Annotated in this window: 19 protein-coding genes and 1 other RNA gene; 10 read left to right on the forward strand and 10 right to left on the reverse strand. The window is 74.9% G+C overall.

Features of this window, described 5'->3' with window-relative positions; translation table 11 throughout:
• Positions 1-33: 33 nt before the first annotated feature.
• From rnpB to E4U91_RS10445, 3 genes are all read right to left on the reverse strand, one after another.
• Positions 34-436: RNase P RNA component class A (gene rnpB / locus E4U91_RS10435), an RNA gene on the reverse strand.
• 46 nt (positions 437-482) lie between these two features.
• Positions 483-1,061: a Uma2 family endonuclease gene (locus E4U91_RS10440; protein WP_137306593.1), complete on the reverse strand. Its 579-nt coding sequence runs from the start codon at positions 1,059-1,061 to the stop codon at positions 483-485.
• 126 nt (positions 1,062-1,187) lie between these two features.
• Positions 1,188-2,624, reverse strand: coding sequence for an RNB domain-containing ribonuclease (locus E4U91_RS10445; RefSeq protein WP_137306594.1), 1,437 nt, complete (start codon positions 2,622-2,624; stop codon positions 1,188-1,190).
• Positions 2,625-2,767: 143 nt separating this feature from the next.
• Here E4U91_RS10445 and yaaA point away from each other — a divergent pair, with 143 nt between their 5' ends.
• Positions 2,768-3,550 (forward strand): peroxide stress protein YaaA, encoded by a 783-nt coding sequence (gene yaaA / locus E4U91_RS10450; protein ID WP_137306595.1) that lies wholly within the window; start codon positions 2,768-2,770, stop codon positions 3,548-3,550.
• A gap of 86 nt (positions 3,551-3,636) precedes the next feature.
• Entirely contained in the window at positions 3,637-4,407 is a 771-nt protein-coding gene (gene eda, locus E4U91_RS10455) for a bifunctional 4-hydroxy-2-oxoglutarate aldolase/2-dehydro-3-deoxy-phosphogluconate aldolase (protein ID WP_137306596.1), read from the forward strand.
• Here eda and E4U91_RS10460 read toward each other — a convergent pair.
• The 3 genes from E4U91_RS10460 to E4U91_RS10470 are packed head-to-tail and all read right to left on the reverse strand — an operon-like array spanning position 4,379 to position 7,457.
• Positions 4,379-5,848, reverse strand: coding sequence for a bifunctional RNase H/acid phosphatase (locus tag E4U91_RS10460; RefSeq protein ID WP_137306597.1), 1,470 nt, complete (start codon positions 5,846-5,848; stop codon positions 4,379-4,381). The two genes, eda and E4U91_RS10460, sit on opposite strands and share 29 nt — an antisense overlap.
• A gap of 11 nt (positions 5,849-5,859) precedes the next feature.
• A complete protein-coding gene (locus E4U91_RS10465; protein WP_137306598.1) occupies positions 5,860-6,603 on the reverse strand; it encodes a zinc ribbon domain-containing protein in 744 nt (247 codons plus the stop codon).
• Positions 6,600-7,457 (reverse strand): Nif3-like dinuclear metal center hexameric protein, encoded by an 858-nt coding sequence (locus E4U91_RS10470; protein WP_137306599.1) that lies wholly within the window; start codon positions 7,455-7,457, stop codon positions 6,600-6,602. Before E4U91_RS10470 ends, E4U91_RS10465 begins: the two co-directional genes overlap by 4 nt.
• A gap of 232 nt (positions 7,458-7,689) precedes the next feature.
• Between E4U91_RS10470 and E4U91_RS10475 the strand changes: the two genes are divergently transcribed.
• Complete coding sequence (locus E4U91_RS10475; protein WP_137306600.1) at positions 7,690-8,970, forward strand: hypothetical protein; 1,281 nt, start codon at positions 7,690-7,692, stop codon at positions 8,968-8,970.
• Positions 8,971-9,066: 96 nt separating this feature from the next.
• Positions 9,067-9,258, forward strand: coding sequence for a hypothetical protein (locus E4U91_RS10480; RefSeq protein WP_137306601.1), 192 nt, complete (start codon positions 9,067-9,069; stop codon positions 9,256-9,258).
• Positions 9,259-9,387: 129 nt separating this feature from the next.
• On the opposite strand, the gene E4U91_RS10485 is transcribed toward E4U91_RS10480, so the two are convergent.
• Positions 9,388-10,245, reverse strand: a complete 858-nt coding sequence (locus E4U91_RS10485) for a MaoC/PaaZ C-terminal domain-containing protein (protein ID WP_137306602.1) — start codon at positions 10,243-10,245, stop codon at positions 9,388-9,390.
• Positions 10,246-10,425: 180 nt separating this feature from the next.
• On the opposite strand from E4U91_RS10485, the gene E4U91_RS10490 reads away from it, so the two are divergent.
• Positions 10,426-11,748 carry a sensor histidine kinase gene (locus tag E4U91_RS10490; RefSeq protein WP_137306603.1) on the forward strand — a complete coding sequence of 441 codons (1,323 nt, stop codon included), beginning with the start codon at positions 10,426-10,428 and terminating at the stop codon, positions 11,746-11,748.
• Positions 11,749-11,753: 5 nt separating this feature from the next.
• Positions 11,754-12,386 carry a response regulator transcription factor gene (locus E4U91_RS10495; RefSeq protein WP_137310758.1) on the forward strand — a complete coding sequence of 211 codons (633 nt, stop codon included), beginning with the start codon at positions 11,754-11,756 and terminating at the stop codon, positions 12,384-12,386.
• 172 nt (positions 12,387-12,558) lie between these two features.
• Here E4U91_RS10495 and E4U91_RS10505 read toward each other — a convergent pair whose 3' ends face one another.
• The 3 genes from E4U91_RS10505 to E4U91_RS10515 all read right to left on the reverse strand — a co-directional run bounded on the left by E4U91_RS10505 (position 12,559) and on the right by E4U91_RS10515 (position 15,869).
• Positions 12,559-13,296 (reverse strand): class I SAM-dependent methyltransferase, encoded by a 738-nt coding sequence (locus E4U91_RS10505; protein WP_137306604.1) that lies wholly within the window; start codon positions 13,294-13,296, stop codon positions 12,559-12,561.
• Positions 13,297-13,338: 42 nt separating this feature from the next.
• A complete protein-coding gene (locus E4U91_RS10510) occupies positions 13,339-14,013 on the reverse strand; it encodes a class I SAM-dependent methyltransferase (RefSeq protein ID WP_137306605.1) in 675 nt (224 codons plus the stop codon).
• A gap of 92 nt (positions 14,014-14,105) precedes the next feature.
• On the reverse strand, positions 14,106-15,869 hold the full coding sequence (locus E4U91_RS10515; protein ID WP_137306606.1) for an MFS transporter: 1,764 nt from the start codon (positions 15,867-15,869) through the stop codon (positions 14,106-14,108).
• A gap of 192 nt (positions 15,870-16,061) precedes the next feature.
• Between E4U91_RS10515 and E4U91_RS10520 the strand changes: the two genes are divergently transcribed.
• The 4 genes from E4U91_RS10520 (at position 16,062) to E4U91_RS10535 (ending at position 20,351) form a co-directional block, all read left to right on the forward strand.
• Entirely contained in the window at positions 16,062-17,510 is a 1,449-nt protein-coding gene (locus E4U91_RS10520) for a DHA2 family efflux MFS transporter permease subunit (protein ID WP_137306607.1), read from the forward strand.
• Positions 17,511-18,082: 572 nt separating this feature from the next.
• On the forward strand, positions 18,083-18,994 hold the full coding sequence (locus E4U91_RS10525) for an N-acetylmuramoyl-L-alanine amidase (protein WP_137306608.1): 912 nt from the start codon (positions 18,083-18,085) through the stop codon (positions 18,992-18,994).
• Positions 18,995-19,149: 155 nt separating this feature from the next.
• Positions 19,150-19,953, forward strand: a complete 804-nt coding sequence (locus E4U91_RS10530; protein WP_137306609.1) for a single stranded DNA-binding domain-containing protein — start codon at positions 19,150-19,152, stop codon at positions 19,951-19,953.
• A gap of 107 nt (positions 19,954-20,060) precedes the next feature.
• Entirely contained in the window at positions 20,061-20,351 is a 291-nt protein-coding gene (locus tag E4U91_RS10535; protein WP_067232602.1) for a hypothetical protein, read from the forward strand.
• Positions 20,352-20,362: the final 11 nt, after the last annotated feature.

A 20,362-nucleotide genomic window follows, 5' to 3' on the forward strand; every position in this document is an offset into this window, starting at 1 on the left:
CCACGACACCTCGAGGTGTCCGGCACGAAGAGGCAGACGAGTCGGGCTGTACGCCGGGTTCTGTTCCGGCGGGTCCTCGCGGGCCCGTCGGCGACGGCCATCCATCTAGGGCCGGCGTTGCCGCCGGCCTCGTGCGGTCTACCCGGGGGCTCGGGCGGGCAGCCCTCGAACGTCCCCGCAGGAGCGCCGGGGCGCTCCCTCTTGACCTTGCTCCGGGTGGGGTTTACCTAGCTGCCCAGGTCACCCTGGGCACTGGTGGTCTCTTACACCACCGTTTCACCCTTACCGAGGACCGAGGTCCCCGGCGGTCTGCTTTCTGTGGCACTGTCCCGCGGGTCACCCCGGGTGGCCGTTAGCCACCACCCTGCCCTGTGGAGCCCGGACGTTCCTCGGGGAGCCCCTTGCGGGAACTCCACGCGGCCGCCCGCCCGGCTCGTCTGCCGTGCCGACCATGGTACCGGGCCGCGGACCCGCCTTCGGACTCAGAGGAGGTCGGAGGTGTCCAGGTCGAAAGCGAAGGGCTGCGGCAGGGCGATCTGCTTGCCCAGGGGGCGGGTGCAGTGTTCCCTGTAGTCGTCCTTCCCCGGATCGCTGAAGAGCGTGATCGAGGACGCCTCTCGGTCGACCAGCAGATAGAGCGGGATGCCGCCGCGGGCGTAGCAGCGGCGTTTGGCCTCGCGGTCGGCCTGCGGCTTGGTGGAGGTCACCTCCAGAACCATCGCGACGCCCTCGCAGGGCATCCAGGGGTCGGCGCCCCGGTAGAGCCGCAGGTGCCGGGGGGCGAACGTGCCGTCCGGGATGACGTGGTTCTTGGGACAGGCGCCCCCGCTCGCCAGCTTCAGCCCCTTGTTCCCGGAGAACTGAATGTCGGTTCGCGACAGCCGGTACACCTGGCTGACGATCACCTCGATGTAGTCCTCGTGATCCCCGTCCGGCGGCGGTGTCACTACGATCTCCCCCTCGATCAGCTCCGCCCGGAAACCCTCCGGGGTGTCCAGGGCGAGGAAGCCGTCCAGCAGGACGTCTTCCTGCGTGAGCGGCTCGTGGGCCACGGCAGTCATGTCACGCCCCTCCTTCTGTCGCCCGCCAGACTGGGACATCGGCTGATCACCTGTCCGTGAGATCGAGAACCTGTCCCTCGATCGTGGCACAGGCGTTCCGTCAGCGCCGTCGTCAGCAGTGAAGAATCACGCCGGGACGAAGCGGATCGTCGGCCCCGTGGGGTCCGCCTCCGTCAGGCGGACCGTCAGGGTCGTGCCCAGGGGCAAGGGGGTCGGGGAGTCCACGCGGCCCACCACCGCCGGGGCCGCCAGGTGGACCGTGCCCCTCGTGGGGTGGTCGTCCGAGATGTCGATCACCGTTGCCGAGAAGGTCTCGCCCACGTGGGCTTGCAGGACCGTCGCCTCCAGGAGGTCAAGGCACGCTCGTTCCAGGGTGTTCGACCTGCGGGTTCCCTCCGTCATCTCCGCGGGGAGGCGGTCCAGGGCCGACAGGACCCACTCCGGTGCGGGGGCGGCCGCCGTCGCCGCCAGGCAGAGTTCCGTCGTGTAGCGGTCGGCCAGGCGGCGCAGGGGGGCCGTGCAGTGGGCGTACGGGGCCGCGACCGCCGCGTGGGTCGTCAGGGCGGGCAGGGCGCCGTCGCGGAACACCGTGTAGCCGGCGCCGCGCAGCAGGGTCGTGCACTCCTGGAGGAACGCCGCGTGGCGCGGGGTGTCCGGGTCCAGGGTGCGGATCAGGTCCGCGTACGACACGTGGTGCGGCCAGTCGATCTCCAGCGCCTGCGCCACGCGCCGCAGGCGGGACACCGCGCCGTCGGGTGCGGTGGGCAGGGTGCGCAGGACGCCCGTGCCGTGGGCCAGCATCAGGTCGGCGGCCGCCATGCCGGTCAGGAGGGAGAGCTGGGCGTTCCAGCCCTCGGCGGGGAGCGGGGCGCGGTAGGTCAGTTCGTAGGTGTGGTCGTGCTGGACTATTTCCTGTTCGGGGACGTTCAGGGAGATGCCGCCCCGTTCCGCTTCCAGGGCTTCGCGCAGCCTTCCGATCGTGCGCAGGAGCGCCAGCGGTTCCTCGGCCGTGCCCGTGTCGATCGCCTTCTGGACGCCCTCGTAGTCCAGCTTGGCCCGGCTGCGGATCAGCGCCCGGCGTACGTCGGCGGCGACCGTACGGCCCTCCGCGTCCAGGTCCAGCGTCCACAGCGCGGCCGGGCGCACCTGGTCCGGGAGCAGGCTCGCGGCGCCCTCGCCGAGCACGGGCGGGTGGAGCGGGACCTTGCCGTCCGGGAAGTACAGGGTGGTGACCCTGCGGTGGGCCTCCGCGTCCAGCGCCGATCCCGGGGTGACGAAGGCGGCCACGTCGGCGATGGCGTAGTGGACGCGGTAGCCGGTGCCGCGGCGGGACAGGTGCAGCGCCTGGTCCAGGTCCGTGGACGAGGGCGGGTCGACCGTGACGAAGGGGATGTCGGTGGCGTCGGCGTGCCGGAGGGCGGGGGCGCGGGCCGCGCGGTCCGCCTCCGCCAGGACCTCCGGCGGGAAGGCCTCGGGGACGGAGAGCTTGGCGCGCAGCGCAGCGAGGGCGGTCCTGAGGGGCGCCTCGGGGGCGCCGGTCACGCGGAGGGGGCGGCGGGGCATGGTGCCGAGCGTACGGGGGGAGGCGGTCACGGGGCACGCCGTACGCTGATGTCCCGGCCGTCACACCGCCACAACAGCGCCGACGCCGGCAACAGCAACAGCAACAGGTTCAGCAAAAGCAACAGCCGCTAGGAGATACCCCCGTGCTCGTCCTGCTCCCGCCCTCCGAAGGCAAGGCCTCCTCCGGCCGTGGCGCCCCGCTGAAGCCGGAGTCGCTGTCGCTGCCGGGGCTGACCGGGGCGCGGCTCGCCGTGCTGGAGGAGCTGGTCGAGCTGTGCTCCGCCGACGAGGAGAAGGCGCGCGAGGTGCTGGGGCTCAGCGAGGGGCTGCGCGGGGAGGTGGCCAAGAACGCCGGACTGCGCACCGCGGGCGCCCGGCCGGCCGGGCAGATCTACACCGGCGTGCTGTACGACGCCCTCGACCTGGCCTCGCTGGACGCCGCCGCCAAGCGCCGGGCCGCTTCCTGGCTGCTGGTGTTCTCCGGGCTGTGGGGCGCGGTCCGGGTGACGGACCGCATCCCGTCGTACCGCTGCTCGATGGGTGTACGCCTGCCGGGGCTGGGGGCGCTGGGCGCGCACTGGCGGGCGCCGATGGCGGCCGTGCTGCCCGAGGCGGCCGGGGACGGGCTGGTGCTGGACCTGCGGTCGGCGGCGTACGCCGCGGCGTGGAAGCCGAAGGGCGAGGTGGCCGGGCGCACGGCGTCCGTGCGGGTGCTGCACGCGCCGACGCGGAAGGTGGTCAGTCACTTCAACAAGGCGACCAAGGGGCGGATCGTACGGAGCCTGCTGACCGCCGGGGCCGCGCCGGCGCACCCCGCCGAGCTGGTGGAGGCGCTGCGGGACCTCGGCTACGTGGTGGAGGCGCAGGCGCCCGGCAAGGCGGGGGTGGCCTGGTCCCTCGACGTGCTGGTGGACGAGGTCCATTGAGGTCCGATTAGCCACTGATCATCCCGCTCGTTGCAGCATGCGCAATGGGCTTTGCGCAGAGTGCACGTGGTGGGCAGGATGAGGCCATGGCCGACTCCTCCCTGCCCTCCCCTGCCTCCACGCGCTCCCCCTCCCAGCCGTCCGGCGGTGCCGTGTCCGTGCTGGACCTCGCGCCCGTGCTGCCCGTCGTCGTGGTGGACGACGCCGACGACGCTGTACCGCTGGCGCGGGCGCTGGTGGCCGGGGGGCTGCCGGCGATCGAGGTGACGTTGCGGACGGCCGCCGCGCCGGAGGCGATCCGCGCGATCGGCGCGGGCGTGCCGGGGGCCGTGGTGGGCGCCGGGACGGTGCTCGGGCCGGAGCACGTGGACGTCGCCGTGGACGCAGGGGCCCGTTTCCTCGTGAGTCCCGGGTGGACGGACGGGCTGCTGTCCGCGATGCGGGCGTCCGGGCTGCCGTGCCTGCCCGGGGTGTCCACCGCGTCGGAGGTGGTGGCGCTGCTCGAGCGCGGGGTGCGGGAGATGAAGTTCTTCCCGGCGCAGGCGGCGGGCGGTACGGCCTATCTGCGGTCGTTGTACGGCCCGTTGCCGCAGGTCCGGTTCTGCCCGACCGGGGGGATCGGGCCCGCGAACGCGCCGGAGTACCTGGCGTTGCCCAACGTCGGCTGCGTGGGCGGGAGTTGGATGGTGCCCGGGGACGCGGTGGCGGCGCGGGACTGGGGGCGGGTCGAGCGGCTGGCGCGGGAGGCGGCGGCGCTCCGGAACGCCGTCACGGCCGGCACCACGTCCCATGCCGCCCCCGCCGTCCCGACCGGCTCGGCCTCCGGCGTCACGCCCTCAGGTGGGACGTGTCGTTGAGCAGGCGGACGCTCGCGTTGCCGTCGGCGTAGTAGGCGATCGCCGAGACGGACGCCGCCGAGAGTTCCATGCGGAACAGGGACTCCGGCGGGGCACCGAGGGCGAGCCGCACGAACGTCTTGATCGGCGTGACGTGGGTGACGAGCAGCACCGTGCGTCCGGCGTGGGCCGCGGTCAGCTCGTCGCGCACGGCGGCGATGCGCACGGCGGTCTCGGCGAAGCTCTCGCCCCCGCCGGTGGGCCGGGCCCCGGTGTCGGCCAGCCAGGCGTTCAGGTCGTCGGGGTGGCGCTCGCGCACCTCGGCGAAGGTCAGGCCCTCCCAGGCGCCGAAGTCGGTCTCGCGCAGGCCGTCCTCGACCGTGACGTCCAGACCGAGGTGGGCGGCGACGATGGCGGCGGTCTCGCGGGTGCGGGCGAGGGGCGACGACACGATGTGCTGGATCGTCCCGCGCCGGGCCAGCGCCGCGCCGGCCCGCTCGGCCTGTTCGCGCCCCGCGGCGGAGAGGGCCGGGTCGGTGCCGCCGCTGCCCGAGAAGCGCTTCTGCGGGGTCAGCGGGGTCTCCCCGTGGCGCAGCAGGACGAAGGTGGCCGGAGCGCCGAGGTCGGGCGCACCCCAGCCGGCGCTGGGAGCGGCCACGCTCCTGGCGGCCTTCACGTCGGCCCCGGCCGCCTTGGCCGTCCCGGCCGTGACGTCGACGGCGGCCTTGCCCGGCACGGCCGTGACGTCGGCCACGGCCCTGCCCCGCGCGGCCGTGACGTCGACAGCGGCCCCGCCCGTCCCGGCCGCGGTGTTCGTGCTCGCCCTTGCCGTCCCGGCCCCGGCCGTCCCGCCCGCGGCGTCGGCGTCGGTGTCTGCGTGGGCCCGGGCCGTCCCGCCCGCGGCGTCCGCGTCGGTGTCGGTGCCTGCGTGGGCGTCGGCCGTCCCGGCCGTCACGCCGGCCCCGGTACCGGCAGCCCCATCGGCGACCGACCCCCCGGCCTCCGCCACTCCGCCGCCCACCGACTCCCGCCGCGCCGAATACCCCGTCTCCCCCGACACCCCCGCGTCCATCGCCTCGTTGGCCAGCCGGTCCGCCGCCTTGTTCTGTTCGCGCGGGATCCACTCGTACGTGACGCGGCCGGGCGGGAACACCCGGGCCGCCTCCGCCGCGAGGGGCTTCATGTCGGGGTGCTTGATCTTCCAGCGGCCCGACATCTGCTCGACGACGAGCTTGGAGTCCATGCGGACGTGCACCGTGGCGGCCGGGTCCAGGTCGTGCGCCGCGCGCAGCCCGGCGAGCAGGCCCCGGTACTCGGCGACGTTGTTCGTGACGACGCCGAGGTACTCGGCGCGCTCCACGAGCGTCTCCCCCGTCGCCGCGTCGATCACCACGGCGCCGAAGCCCGCGGGCCCCGGGTTGCCCCGCGACCCGCCGTCGGCCTCGACGATGAACTCCCCCATCGCGCGGACCCCTAGAGGCCGGACTCGGCCGTACGGACCAGGATGCGGCGGCAGTTCTCGCAGCGGACCACCTCGTCGGCGGCGGCCTTGCGGATGTCGTTGATGTCGGTGATCGACAACTCCTGGCGGCAGCCCTGGCAGGTGCGCTGGTACAGCTTGGCCGCGCCGACGCCGCCCTGCTGCTCGCGCAGCTTGTCGTACAGCTTGAGCAGGTCCGCGGGCACCGAGGCGGCGATGACCTCGCGCTGCTTGGACACCGTGGCGACCTCGCCGTCGATCTCCTCGAACGCGGCGTCGCGGCGCGCGGTGGCGTCGTCGATCCGGCCCTGCACGGAGCCGACCCGCTCGGTCAGTTCCGCGACCCGCTCCTGCGCGGCCTCGCGGCGCTCCATGACCTCCAGGACGACGTCCTCGAGGTCGCCCTGCCGCTTGGCGAGGGAGACGATCTCGCGCTGGAGGTTCTCCAGGTCCTTGGGGGAGGTGACGGCGCCGGAGTCCAGGCGCTGCTGGTCGCGGACGGCGCGCTGGCGCACCTGGTCCACGTCCTGCTCGGCCTTGGTCTGCTCGCGGGCGCAGTCGCTCTCCTCGGTCTGCGCGGCCACGAGCAGGTCGCGCAGCTGGGTGAGGTCGCGGGTCAGCGACTCGATCTCGGCGTGCTCGGGCAGTGACCTCCGCCGGTGCGCGAGCTGCTGGAGGCGGACATCGAGGTCCTGGACGTCGAGGAGACGGATCTGGTCGGCGGGCGCGGCGTTCAGTTGGGGGCTCCCATGGGGCTAGCGGTCGAACTGGACGCCGCGTGGGCGGTCCAGGGGTCGGTGACCGTGGCGGAGACGTGGACCCGCAGGTCCCAGCCCTCCCGGTCGGAGATCTCGTCGAGCTGGGCGGCGGCCAGCTCGCACCAGGGCCACTCGGTGGCCCAGTGCGCCGCGTCGAGCAGCGCGAGGGGGCTGTGGTGCACGGCCTCGGACGCCGGGTGGTGGCGGAGGTCCGCGGTGAGGAAGGCGTCGACGCCGGCGGCGCGCACGTGGTCGAAGAGGCTGTCGCCGGAGCCGCCGCTGACGGCGACCGTGCGCACGACGGCGTCGGGGTCGCCGGCGACGCGGATGCCCTGCGCGGTGGCGGGCAGCCGCTCGGCGGCGCGGGCGGCGAACTCCCGCAGCGGCAGCGGGTGGTCGAGCTCGCAGATCCGCCCGAGTCCGCGCCGGCCGGCCGGGTCGGTGGGGTCGGGCACGAGGGGCCGTACGACGCGCAGGTCCAGGGCGCCGGCGAGGGCGTCGGAGACTCCCGGGTCGGCGGTGTCGGCGTTGGTGTGGGCGACGTGCAGGGCGATGTCGTTCTTGATCAGGGTGTGCACGACGTGGCCCTTGAAGGTGGACGCGGCGACGGTCGTGGTGCCGCGCAGGTAGAGCGGGTGGTGGGTGACCAGCAGGTCCGCGCCCAGCTCCACCGCCTCGTCGACGATCGCCCGGACCGGGTCCACGGCAAACAGCACGCGGGTGACCGGCTGCCCGGGATCGCCCACGACGGTGCCGACCGCGTCCCAGGACTCGGCCCGCTCGGCGGGCCACAGGTTCTCCAGCGCGGCGATGACTTCAGACAGACGGGGCACGGGGGAAAGGCTACCTGCCCGTTCTGGGCCGGTGCACGGCCGTGGGCGGGGCGGCCTCCCGGCGCGCGCCACCGGCCCGCGACGGCACACCCGCCATCGGCCCACGGCAGCACAATCACGCCCCCACCTCAGCGGAATCGCTTCTGCACCACTCGTACGGGCGAAGCCGCCGTCCGCCGCTCCCACGGGCGCGCGTGCGAAAACTAGCTTCGTCGCCGGAGGTGACCGAACCATGACGGCCTGTGCGATCGAACCGACGACGGAGGACGGCGAGCGGGACCCGGAGGAGGGCGGGCGGCACACCGGGGACGGCGAGCCGGACACCGGGGAGGACGGGGACCGTACGACCGCCGCGCCCCTGGTGATCACGGCGGACGGCGCCTACGCGGCCCGGCTCGCCCGCAGCGGCGACTGCTGGTTCCCGGAGCGCTGGACCCTGGACGGCCCCGAGCCGTACGCCGTGCCGCTGCCGGGCCACCAGCCCGAGGAGCCCGGCACCCAGGTGCAGCCGATGGCCGACGGACAGGTGCTCATCCACCGCAGGGCCGCCGGGCGGCACACCTTCACACTGCTGTACCCGACCGGCCCGGGCACCGGCGAGCACCCGCTGGGCGCGATCGGCCACCAGGACGGCGGAGCGGGCGCGGGCACGGACCCGGGCGGCGACGCCGGGCTGCGGCTGCTCCCCCCGGCCCCGTGCGGCACGCGTGCGTACGCCCTCCTCGTCGGCCGGCGCTCCACCTCCCTGTGGCTGGTGGCGGGCGGCGCGTTCGGTCCGGAGTGCGTCGCGGAGGTCCCCGGCCGCTGCTCCGGCGGGGTCTGGCTGGACCGGGCGGGCCGGATGCTGGCCCTGGACCGGGAGACCGGCGGCCGTACCAAGGCGGTCGTGGTGGACCTGGGGCGCGGCGGCGAGGTCTCCCCGCTGCTGCAGATCGCCGCCGACAGCGACGACCGGCTGCTGCTCGCCGACCCCGACAGCGGTCTGCTGCTGATCGGCTCGGACGCGCCGTCGCCGGGTGAGCCGCGCCTCGGCTGGGGGGTCCTCGGCAGTACGCTGCCGGTCCGCTTCCCCGAGTCGCTGCGGCTGCCGGGCCGCGTGCTCACGCCGTTCGCGATCCAGCCGGGGCAGGTGCTGCTCCCGGAGAGCTGCGCGGTGGCTTTGCGCGTCGACGGCCCGTTCGGCTCCTGGGTCGGGATGTGGCGCCCGGCGGACCGGCGGCTGCGGCAGTGCGCGGCGCCGGAGGGCTGGCTGCCGGGCGCGGGGCTGTGGACGGCGGACGGCGAGCTGCGGCTGCCGTACGCCACCCCGGCCGTGCCGTGCGGTGTCGCGCGCGTGCCCGCGCCGGAGCCCGGACGAGGGCCGGGCGCGGAGTCCGGCCCGGGGCTCGCCTCCCCCGGGACCCCCGGGTCCGCCGACAGCCCTGAGGCGACGTCCGGCACCCCCGCCGAGCCCTGCGCGCCCCGCCCGGTCCCCCTCCAACAGGCGCCCCTGGCACGGCTTGTAACGAACTAGTCCCGGTCGGCGTGGCCGCCTGGATCCGGCCCGTGGTCGGCCGGATACACTCGCCCGGCTGTAAAGAAGATCATGTTGACGGGGTGAACTCATCCGATGAGCGACGCAAGCACCACGCAGGGGCTGTCCGCCGGGGTCCAGGAGGTCATGGGGCACGGCAGGCACCGGGGTCCGGTGTCCCACCACGACGGGGACGTGGCACCGCGCGGCCGACACCGCAAGCCGGCCCAGCAGGGCCAGCAGGCGAACTCGGCGCAGTCCGGCCAGCCGATCCCGCAGGGGGTCTAGACAGCAGGAGAGGGAGGGGGTGGTCCGTCGCCGACGGGCCGCCCCCTCCGGCGTGTCACCCCGCGGTGTGCGCCCCCGACACCCTCCCCGCCGGTCACCCCGTACCGCCCCCGACGCCCGCCCCGTCGGTCACCCCGTACCGACCCCGCCGTCCAGCACCGTCGCGTCGTCGCGGTCCGCGGCGGTCACCGTCACCCGGACGTCGCCGGTGTCCCGCCGCCACATCCGGATCCGCAGGGTCTCCCCCGGGTACACGACCCCGGCGAACCGCGTGTCGTACGACCGCACCCGGCGCACGTCCCCGCCGAGCAGGGTGTCCACGACCGCCTTGAGGGTGACGCCGTAGGTGCACAGGCCGTGCAGGACGGGCCGGGCGAAACCGGCGCGCCCGGCGAACTCCGGGTCGGCGTGCAGGGGGTTGAGGTCGCCGGACAGGCGGTAGAGCAGGGCCTGGTCCTCGCGCAGGCGGCGTTCGACGACCAGGTCGGGTTCCCCGGTGGGCGGCTGCGGCCGGGTGGAGGGTCCCCGGTCGCCGCCCCAGCCGCCCTCGCCGCGGACGAAGACGTGCGCGTCGCCGGTCCACAGGGGGCCCTCGGCGTCGGCGGCGTCGGTGCGCATGACGAGGACGGCGGCGGTGCCCTTGTCGTACACGGCGACGATGCGGCCGGTGGTGGTGGCGGCGCCCTCGGCCGGGAGGGGGCGGTGCAGGGTGAGGGTCTGCCCGCCGTGCAGGACGCGGGCGAGGTCGACGTCGATGCCGGGCCGGGACAGGGCGCCGGTCACCGCGGGTTTCCCGCCGCCCGCGACGGTGGCGAAACTGGGCAGGACGTGGAGGCGGGACTCCAGGGTGTAGCGCAGTTCGGCGGGGTCGGTGGCTGGGACGCCCGCGCCGATGCCGAGGTGGTAGAGCAGGACGTCCCGGCGCGTCCAGGAGAGGTGCGCCGTGCGGGGCTCGGCGGCGAGTGCCGTGGCGGCGTCGATGGGCATGGGGCCGGCTCCTGGTGGTCGCGGGACGTTCCCCGACGCTATGCCAGGCGGGGCCAACCGGCCGCGCCACCCGGGACATTCGTCCTGCCGAGGTCCGTACGGACGCCTCTGCCGGGCGGGGCGCCGGGTGCGTAGCGTCGTGACCGTCCGGGAGTGACCGTACGACGGGGGAGGCGGCAGATGTCCGTGACGGGCAGGGTGCGGTGCTGGTACGAGGGCCGGGGCGAGCGGGCCCGGTACCGCAAGCAGGTCCGCGCCGGGCGGCGGGCGGGCGGGGAGCCCGACGACGTCGGGCCGGCGCCGTCCGGGTACGCGCTGCTGCCGTGGCTGCTGATGGGGATGGGGTCCTTCTCCAACCTCTTCCAGGGCGAGACGCCGAACCCGTGGGTCGGGGGGCTGGGGCTGCTGACCTTCAACTCGCTCTACATCTTCGTGGTGTTCCGGGCGTTCGACCCGCGCACGCGCACGGCGGCCTCCACCCGGGGGGCGCTGGCGCTGATGGGCGCGGTGACCTTCGGCCTGGCGCTCGGCTACGGCGGCAACTGGCTGAACTTCTTCCCGCTGCTGGGGCTCGCCGTCGGCACCGTGGCGCGCGGACGGTGGCTGGGCCGGGCCGGCGTCGCGCTGGCCCTGCTCGGCGGTGCCACCGCGGTGGTCAGGGAGGACTGGAAGGACGCGGTCAGCGTCGCCTACGGCACGCTGCTGTCGACGCTGGTGACCGCGGCGATCCTGTCCCTGTCCCAGGCGGTACGGGAGTTGCGCGCCGCCCGTGGTGAACTGGCCCGCCGCGCGGTGGAGAAGGAGCGGCTGCGCTTCTCCCGCGACCTGCACGACCTGCTGGGGCACACGCTGTCCGTGGTGGTCGTGAAGGCGGAGGCGGCGCGGCGGCTCGCGCCGCGGGACCTCGACGCGGCGCTGGCGCAGGTCACCGACATCGAGGCGGTCGGGCGGCAGGCGCTGACCGAGATCCGCGAGGCCGTCACCGGCTACCGCGAGGGCAGCCTGCCGGCCGAGCTGGACCGGGCCCGCTCGGCGCTGCGGGCGGCGGACGTGGAGCCGGTGCTCACCCGGTCCGGTCCGCCGCTCGCCCCGCAGACGGCGGCCCTGCTGGGCTGGGTGGTGCGCGAGGCGGTCACCAACGTCGTGCGGCACAGCGGGGCCCGGCGCTGCGAGATCGCGGTGGCGGGCGACGGGGACCGGGTGCGGCTGACGGTGACGGACGACGGCCGGGGCGGCGGGGGGTGCGCCGAGGACGGCGGCCCGTGCGGGACCGGGCTGACGGGGCTGCGGGAGCGGCTCGCGGCGGCCGGGGGTTCCCTGACGGCGGGGCCGGGTGCGCACGGCGGGTTCACGGTGACGGCTGAACTCCCGGCGGACGGACCGGCCGTGGTGCCCCACGACCCGTCGCTCGCCTCCCCCCACGACCCGTCCCGCACGGGCTCCGCCGGACTCCCCGCTGCGGCGGCTCCCGCCGGCCCGTCGGGGCCTACGCTCTCCCCGTGAACGACATGCCCCGGGACCACCGTCCCGCCCGGTCCATCAGGGTCCTGCTGGCCGAGGACCAGGGGATGATGCGCGGGGCGCTGGCCCTGCTGCTGGGGATGGAGCCGGACATCGAGGTGGTGGCGCAGGTGGGCGCCGGCGACGCGATCGTCGACGCGGCGCTGGTGCACCGCCCGGACGTCGCGCTGCTGGACATCGAGCTGCCCGGCCGCAGCGGTCTGGAGGCGGCGGCCGACCTGCGCGCACAGGCGCCGGGCTGCCGGGTGCTGATCCTGACCACGTTCGGCCGGCCCGGCTACCTGCGCCGGGCCATGGACGCGGGCGCCGCCGGCTTCCTGGTGAAGGACGGCCCGGTGGAGGAGCTGGCCGGGGCGATCCGCCGGGTGCTGACCGGGGAGACGGTGGTCGACCCGGCGCTCGCGGCGGCGGCGCTGAGCGCGGGCCCCAATCCGCTCACCGCGCGCGAGCGGGACGTGCTGGAGGCGGCCGCGGACGGGGCGACGGTCGCCGACGTGGCGGCCCGGCTGCACCTGTCGGAGTCCACGGTCCGCAACCACCTCTCCGCGGCCATCGGCAAGACCGGCACCCGCAACCGCATGGAAGCCCTCCGCGAGGCCCGCCACCAGGGCTGGCTCTAGGGGGTGTCTCGTCGATCAGGCCGGATCAGGGAGCGGCGTCTGGTGCCGTGCATCGCAAGGCGGAGGAGGGAGTCGATGCGGAGCATCGGGGACCGACGACAACGCGGCGAGGTGCGGTGCCAGACGCCGCGAGCCCGGCCTGATCGACGAGACACCCCCTAGGTGTGCCCCCTCAGGGCTCCCTGCGGAACACCGCCGTCCACAGGAAGCCCTTGCCGAACACCGGTGCGTCCTCGGGTTCCTCGCACATGCGGCGCAGTTCGACCTCCGTGAGGCCCGAGAAGATCGCCCGCAGGGACTCGGGGCTGTAGGCGAGACCGCCGTCCAGCGCGGACCGGCCGTAGAAGTCGGCGTCGGGTGCCTCGGAGCCCATCCCGCCGTCCCCGGCCGCGAAGCAGGTCAGGGTGAAGTGGCCGCCGGGTGCCAGGGTCCGCTCCAGCAGGGCGAGGTAGCTGATGCGGCGGTGCGGCGGGAGGTGGTGGAAGCAGCCGGAGTCGTGGACCAGGTCGTAGGGGCCCGGGAGTTCGCTCTCCAGGGCGAAGGCGTCGCCGCAGAGGAAGCGCACGTCGGCCCCCGTCCCGGCGGCGCGTTCCCGGGCCCAGGACACCGCTGCGGCGGAGAGGTCGACGGCGTCCACGGCGAACCCCCGCGAGGCGAGGTACAGGGCGTTGCGGCCCGGCCCGCAGCCGAGGTCGAGGGCGCGGCCGCGGGCGGGGACCAGTCCGCGGTCCAGCGCGGAGACCAGGTTCTCGTCGGGCTTGTCGGCGAAGAACGGCACCGGGCGGGAGCGGTCGGCGTAGAAGTCGTCCCACCAGCCGCCGCCCCGGTCGCTCCAGCGGTCGGCGGCGGGCGCGAACAGGCCGTCGAGCAGCCGCAGTACGTCGTCCACGGTCCGGATGTGCCGGTCCATCGGTCCCCCTTCAGAGCCCGGTCGTCATGAGAGCGCCCCGCGTCAGATCCCCGCGCCGGTCCGTCGCAGGACCCGCAGGGACCCCGTGCACGCGATCTCCGTGAAGGCGTTCGAGGCCAGGGCGCGGAGGTGGATGCGGTACGGGGCCTGGCCGGTGAACTCGTCCTTCGGGTCGGGGAAGACGTCGTGGATGACGAGGAGGCCGCCCTCGGTGACGTGCGGGGCCCAGCCCTCGTAGTCGGCGGTGGCGTGTTCGTCGGTGTGGCCGCCGTCGACGAAGACCAGGGCGAGGGGGGTGTTCCACAGCGCGGCGATCTGCGGGGAGCGGCCGACCAGGGCGACCACGTGGTCCTCCAGGCCCGCGCGGTGCAGGGTGCGCCGGAACAGCGGGAGGGTGTCCATCACGCCGAGTTCCGGGTCGACGGTGTCCGGGTCGTGGTAGTCCCAGCCGGGCTGCTGCTCCTCGCTGCCGCGGTGGTGGTCGACGGTGAGGGCGCTCACTCCGGTCCGGCGGGCGGCGTCGGCGAGCAGCACCGTGGAGCGCCCGCAGTAGGTGCCGACCTCCAGCAGCGGCAGCCCGAGCCCGCCCGCCTCGACGGCGGCCGCGTACAGGGCCAGCCCCTCGTCCACGGGCATGAACCCCTTGGCCGCCTCGAACGCGGCGAGGACCTCCGGGGAGGGAGAGGGGGAGGGAGTGAGCGGGGGCGCGGCGGACATGGGGGCCTTTCGGTCGTGCGGCGCGGGGCCGTCCCCATGCTGCCGCACCCCCGGCCGAGGGCTCGACCGGGGGTGCGGGGTGGGACCGGGTGCTACGCGTCGACCGTCTCGCCCGGGCGGGACAGCGGCAGGGAGAGGTCCAGGTCGACCGCGTGCTCCTGCCCGGGGTGGGTCACCGAGGAGGCCAGTGGTCCGTGGCCGGGGGCCTTGGCGGCGAGGACGTAGGCGCCCCCGGCGGGCACGGCGAGCACGTACGCGCCGTCGTCGCCGGAGAGGGTCGCGCCGGCCTGGCGGCCCCGCCGGTCGATCAGGGTGACCTTGGCGCGGGCGACCGGGCTGCCGTCGGCGGCGAGCACCCGGCCGCGGAAGCCGCGCGGCGCCTCCTCGGCCCCGGCGGCGCGGGTGGCGTTCGCGAGGTTCGCCTCCTCCTCGCTGCTGGCCCGCAGCCGCGGCGCCCGGTCCGGCTTGGGCAGGAACAGGGCGAGGACCAGGCCGACGGCGACCGCGGCCGTGGCGATGAGGAAGGACACCCGGAAGCCGTGCATGGTGGGTATCGCCACGCCCCCGACGGTGTGCGCGGTGTTGGCGAGCACCATGCCGATGACGGCGCTGGACACCGAGGTGCCGATGGACCGCATCAGCGTGTTGAGGCCGTTGGCCGCGCCGGTCTCGGAGGCCGGGACGGCGCCGACGATCAGGGCGGGCAGCGAGGAGTAGGCCAGGCCGATGCCCGCGCCGAGGATGACGGAGATGACGAGGCTCTGCCAGGCGGCGCTCATCAGGCCGAGGCCGGCGCCGTAGCCGACGGCGATGACCATGAGGCCGATGATGAGGGTGACCTTGGGGCCGTAGCGGGCCGACAGGCGGGCGTAGACGGGTGCGGTGAGCATCATCGTCAGGCCGAGCGGGGCGACGAGCAGGCCGGCGGTGACCATCGACTGTCCGAGGCCGTACCCGGTGGCCCTCGGCAGCTGGAGGAGCTGCGGCAGGACCAGGGAGACGACGTAGAAGGAGACGCCGACCATGATCGAGGCGAGGTTGGTGAACAGCACGGCCGGGCGGGCGGTGGTGCGCAGGTCGACCAGGGGTGCCTTCACCTTCAGCTCCATCACGCCCCACAGCAGCAGGACGAGGGCCGCGGCGCCGAACAGGCCGAGCGTGGTGGCGGAGGTCCAGCCCCAGGCGCTGCCCTTGGTGATCGGCAGCAGGAACAGCACCAGCCCGGCGGACAGGCCGAGCGCGCCCGGCAGGTCGAAGGAGCCGGGGGCGCGGGTGGTGGACTCGGGGACGACGAACAGGGTCAGCGCGATGGCCACCACGCCGAGTCCCGCGGCGCCGTAGAAGAGGGCGTGCCAGTCGGCGTGCTGGGCGACGAGCGCGGCGAGCGGCAGGGCGAGGCCGCCGCCGACGCCGATGGAGGAGCTCATCAGGGCCATCGCGGAGCCGAGCCGCTCGCGCGGCAGCATGTCGCGCATCAGGCCGATGCCGAGCGGGATGGCGCCCATGGCGAAGCCCTGGAGGGTACGGCCGACGATCATGGTGAGCAGGTCGCTGGTGAGGGCGCTGACCAGGGCGCCGGCCACCATCACCGCGAGGCTGGCGATGAGCATGCGCCGCTTGCCGTACAGGTCGCCGAGGCGTCCCATGATCGGCGTGGCGACGGCGCCCGACAGCAGCGTGGAGGTCAGTACCCAGGTGGCGTCGCTGGGCGCGCTGTGCAGCAGCTGCGGCAGGTCCTTGATGACGGGGACCAGCAGGGTCTGCATCACCGCGACCACGATGCCCGCGAAGGCGAGCACCGGGACCACGGCGCCGTGCGCCGCGCGGGTCGGCCGGTCGGTCGTCGTCTGCGTCATGGGTGGGGGCCTCCGGGCCGGGAGAGATGATCGATACATGCAGGACGAACGACGTATGCATGGGCAACTATTCCGATGCTTCGGCGTACTAATGATTTCTTGACCGTCTCTTGACGAAGCGGAGTAGGGCCTCCGGACCAGTCGCGTCTGGGCCGGATTCCCGATCGTCAGGACCGTCGGGCACCTGCGACCATGACACCCATGCTGCAAGCCCCCGAAGTCGTCCGTCCGGTCCGCCGCACCGCCGCCCCCGCCTGGCTGCTGGTCGCACTCGCCTGCGCCGGGCAGTTCCTGGTCGTGCTCGACGTGTCCGTGGTGAACGTCGCCCTGCCCTCCATGCGCGCCGACCTGGGCCTGAGCCCGTCGGGCCTGCAGTGGGTGGTCAACGCCTACGCCATCGCCTTCGCCGGGTTCATGCTGCTCGGCGGGCGGGCCGGCGACCTCTACGGCCGCAAGCGGATGTTCCTCGTCGGGCTCGCCCTGTTCACCCTGGCCTCGCTCGGCGGCGGGCTGGCCGGGCAGGACTGGCAGCTGCTGCTCGCGCGGGCCGTGCAGGGGCTCGGCGCGGCGGTCCTGGCGCCGTCGACGCTGACGATCGTCACGGCCGCCGTGCCCGACGGCGCCGCGCGGGCGCGGGCCATCGCGACCTGGACGGCGGTCGGCGCGGGCGGGGGCGCCGCGGGCGGGCTGGTCGGCGGGGTGCTGGTGGACACGCTGTCGTGGCGCTGGGTGCTGCTGATCAACGTGCCGGTCGGCGCGGTCGTCCTCGCGGGCGCCGCGCGCCTGCTGCCGGAGAGCCGCGCCGGGGACGGGCGGCGCCTGGACCTGCCCGGCGCGGCCCTGGTGACGGCGGGCCTGGCCACCCTGGCGTACGGCATCTCGCAGACGGAGGCGGAGGGCTGGACGGCGTCGGCCGCGCTGGTGCCGCTGGCCGTCGGCGTGGCGCTGATCGGCCTGTTCGTCGCCGTGGAGGCGCGGACGGCGTCGCCGCTGATGCCGCTCGGGCTGTTCCGGCTGCGGGCGGTGTCCTCGGCGAACGCGGCGATGTTCCTGTGCGGCTCGGCGATGTTCTGCATGTGGTTCTTCATGACGCTGTACGCGCAGAACGTGCTCGGCTACACGCCGCTCCAGGCGGGCCTGGCGCTGATGCCGAGCTCGCTGGCGATCGTGCTGAGCTCCAAGCTGGCGCCGCGCGTGATGCGGGCGGTGGGGGCGCGCAGCGCGGCCGCGCTCGGTACGGCGGTGGCGGCGGGCGGGTTCGCCTGGCAGTCGACGATGGGCGCGGACGGCACGTACGTCACCGGGATCATGCTGCCCGGGATACTGATGATGCTGGGCGCGGGCCTGTCGGCGACCCCGCTCGCCTCGCTGGCCACCTCGGGGGCGGCGCCCGGCGAGGCGGGTCTGGTCTCCGGGCTGGTCAACACCTCGCGCACGATGGGCGGTTCGCTGGGCCTCGCGGTCCTGTCCACCCTGGCGGCGGCCCGCACCGGCGACCGCGGCACCCCGGAGGCCCTCACGGAGGGCTACGCCCTCGCCTTCCGCACGGGCGCCTGGGTCTTGGCGGCGGGCACACTCCTGATGCTGGCGTGGCTACCACGCAGGCCTCCGGCGGCCAGGCCGGGAAGCACGGCTCACTGACCACCCGCGCAGGCCGGCGGCGGCCAGGCCCGGAACCCCGGCGGCCTGACCGCCCGCGGACGCCGCGGCCCCGACGGGCCGACCGGCCGACGGCGGGGTGAGCGATCGCGTCGTCCTGCCCCCGGCGCCTCGGACCAAGCCTCCGGACGAGCCCGCCCGATGACGGCGCCCACCCACTCCCGCCGGTCCGCCCCGACACGACCGCGCTGCGCGGGGCGACGCGGCCTCGGTCCCCCGGCCAGTCGCCGGCCCGGCGAACGGCGGCCCCAGCCCCGCGCCCCGCGCCCCGCGCCCCGCGCCCCGCGAACGATCTCCGGGCCCGCGTCCCGCGCCCGGGGAAGTCTCCGGGGCCCTGGCCCCGCGGTCGGCGCCCGGACCGCGGCCCCCGGCCAGTCACCGGCACGGCAAGCGGCGGCCCCCGCGCCCCGCTCGACCCCCGGTCCCTCCGGGTCGCCCGCCCGGGTCGGGTCCGGCCCGCCGTCGGCCCGGCCCGGATCATCCGTCCGGCCCGGGTCATCCGTCCAGCCCGTGTCCGCCGGTCGGTCCGGGCCGTGGCCGTTAGGGTGGCTGGCGTGTCGTACGTAGGTCCGGAGTTCGAGCCCCCGCGGGTGCCGCGCCGTTCGGTGCTGCGCCGTCCCCTCGTCGTGGCGCTGGCCGCGCTGGTGCCCGGGGCACTGGCGGGGTGGCTGGTGTACGGGGCCGTGGGCGGCGGCTCCGGGGACGGCGGCGGGGGCCGGGTGAAGGCTCCGGTGCCGGGCACGCCCTCGGCGCACCCCACCCCCGGCGCGGGCGCGGACGACAAGGCGGCCGCTCCCCTCAAGGGCAAGGTCGTCGTCATCGACCCCGGTCACAACCCGGCCAACGCCCGGCACACGGCGGAGATCAACCGTCCCGTGGACATCGGCACCCACCGCAAGGAGTGCGACACCACCGGCACCTCGACCAACTCCGGTTACGCGGAGGCCGCGTTCACGCTGGACGTGGCCCACCGGCTGCGCACGCTGCTCCAGGCGCAGGGCGCCACGGTGAAGCTGACCCAGGACGGCGACCGGCCGTACGGCCCGTGCGTCGACGAGCGCGCCCGGATCGGCAACGCCGCGCACGCGGACGCCGTGGTGTCGATCCACGCGGACGGCTCGGGCGCCGGCAACCGCGGCTTCCACGTGATCCTGCCCGGCACGGTGCGCGCGGGCGCCGCCGACACCCGGCCGATCGTCGCGCCCTCCAGGGCCCTCGGCACGGCCCTCGCCGACGACTTCGCCCGCGTGACGGGCAGCGCGCGCTCCAACTACCTGGGCGGCGGCACCGGTCTCGTCACGCGCACCGATCTCGGCGGTCTCAATCTGTCAACGGTTCCCAAGGTGTTCATCGAGTGCGGCAACATGCGCGATAGCAAGGACGCGGCACTGCTGACCAGCGGTGCGTGGCGGCAGAGGGCGGCGCTGGGGATGTCTGAGGGAATCGTGAGTTTCCTGCGCGGGTGAGGTCCGGCGGGTCCATCCCGGCGGACATCTCGATCGTTCGGGCGATAGTGTCGTCCGTACGAGGGGTTACCCCCGCGCTTCACACCGGGGCCTGACGGCGACATGGTGACAGCGACGCCTCTACCGACGACGAGACGACTGACGAAGGACCTGAAGTGAATATCCGCTCCCTCACTCGGGGCGACGGCGTGGTGATCGGAGCAGCGGTGTTGCTGTTCATCGCGTCGTTCCTCGACACGTTCGACGGCCCCGGTGACGTCCCCAACGCCTGGGACAACCTCGGCTTGGTGATGAGCATGTACGTCGGCGGCATCATCGGCGCGGTCCTGATCGTCGTCGCCCGCGCGCTGCCGCAGCCGCGCAAGGTCGTCGGTCTGGACCTCGGTCAGCTGGGTGTCGCGCTCACCGTGTTCTCGCTGTGGACCGCGTTCTGGACGATCGTGGACCCGCTGGGCGCGTTCAGCGACTCCTTCGGCAGCGCGAACATCGACACGGGCGCCGGTCTGATCCTCGGCCTGATCGCGGCGCTGGTGCTGGCCGCGGCCGCCGTCGCGACGCCGCTCGTGCCCGCCCTCCAGGCCGCCCTGGTCCCGGCTCCGCGCCCGGCCGCCCCGCAGCCCTACGGCGCCCAGCCGCCCGGTGGTTACGGCTACCCGGGCGCCCAGCAGCAGCCGTACGGCGCGCAGCCGCCGCAGCAGGGCCAGCCGTTCGGCGGTCCGCAGGGCGCCCCGCAGGGTGCCCCGGCGCCGCAGCCGGCGGCGGACTTCTCGCCGTTCTGGTTCGCCGTGCCGGTGCCGCGTCCGCTGTACGCGGAGGACGGCTCGCCGTCCCCGATCGCGGAACTGGCGCCGGGCACCTGGTACTTGGCGGTCGAGCAGGGCGGTCAGGGCCTGGTCGCCCAGACCCAGGACGGGCGTCGCGGCGTGCTGCGGGACACCTCCGGCATCCAGCGCGGCTGACCACCCGCCGTTCTTCGTCGACGGCCCCCCGCCCTTCCCGGGCGGGGGGCCGTCCTCGTGTGCGGCCGTCCGCGTTTCAACTCCCCCCGGACGGCAATCCGATGGGCATGTCCCCTAGATACCGCAACGGTAACCAGGCCGGCAGGGTCATCGCGGTCGTCGCCGACATCATGGCCCTGATCATCGGGCTGTGGATCCTGATGTACCTGCTGGACGCGAACCGCGCGAACGACTTCGTGCAGTTCATCCACGACGCGGCCCGCTGGCTGGCGGGCTGGTCGTACGACCTGTTCACCTTCGACGAGGCATGGGCCCGCGTGGTGGCGGGCTACGGACTGGCGGCGGTGGTCTACCTGTTCGTGGGCCACGCGATCGCCGGCCGCGTCAGCCGCCACTGACCCACCGGGCG

It is taken from the genome of Streptomyces lasalocidi, from assembly GCF_005280215.1.
GTDB lineage: Bacteria > Actinomycetota > Actinomycetes > Streptomycetales > Streptomycetaceae > Streptomyces > Streptomyces longwoodensis.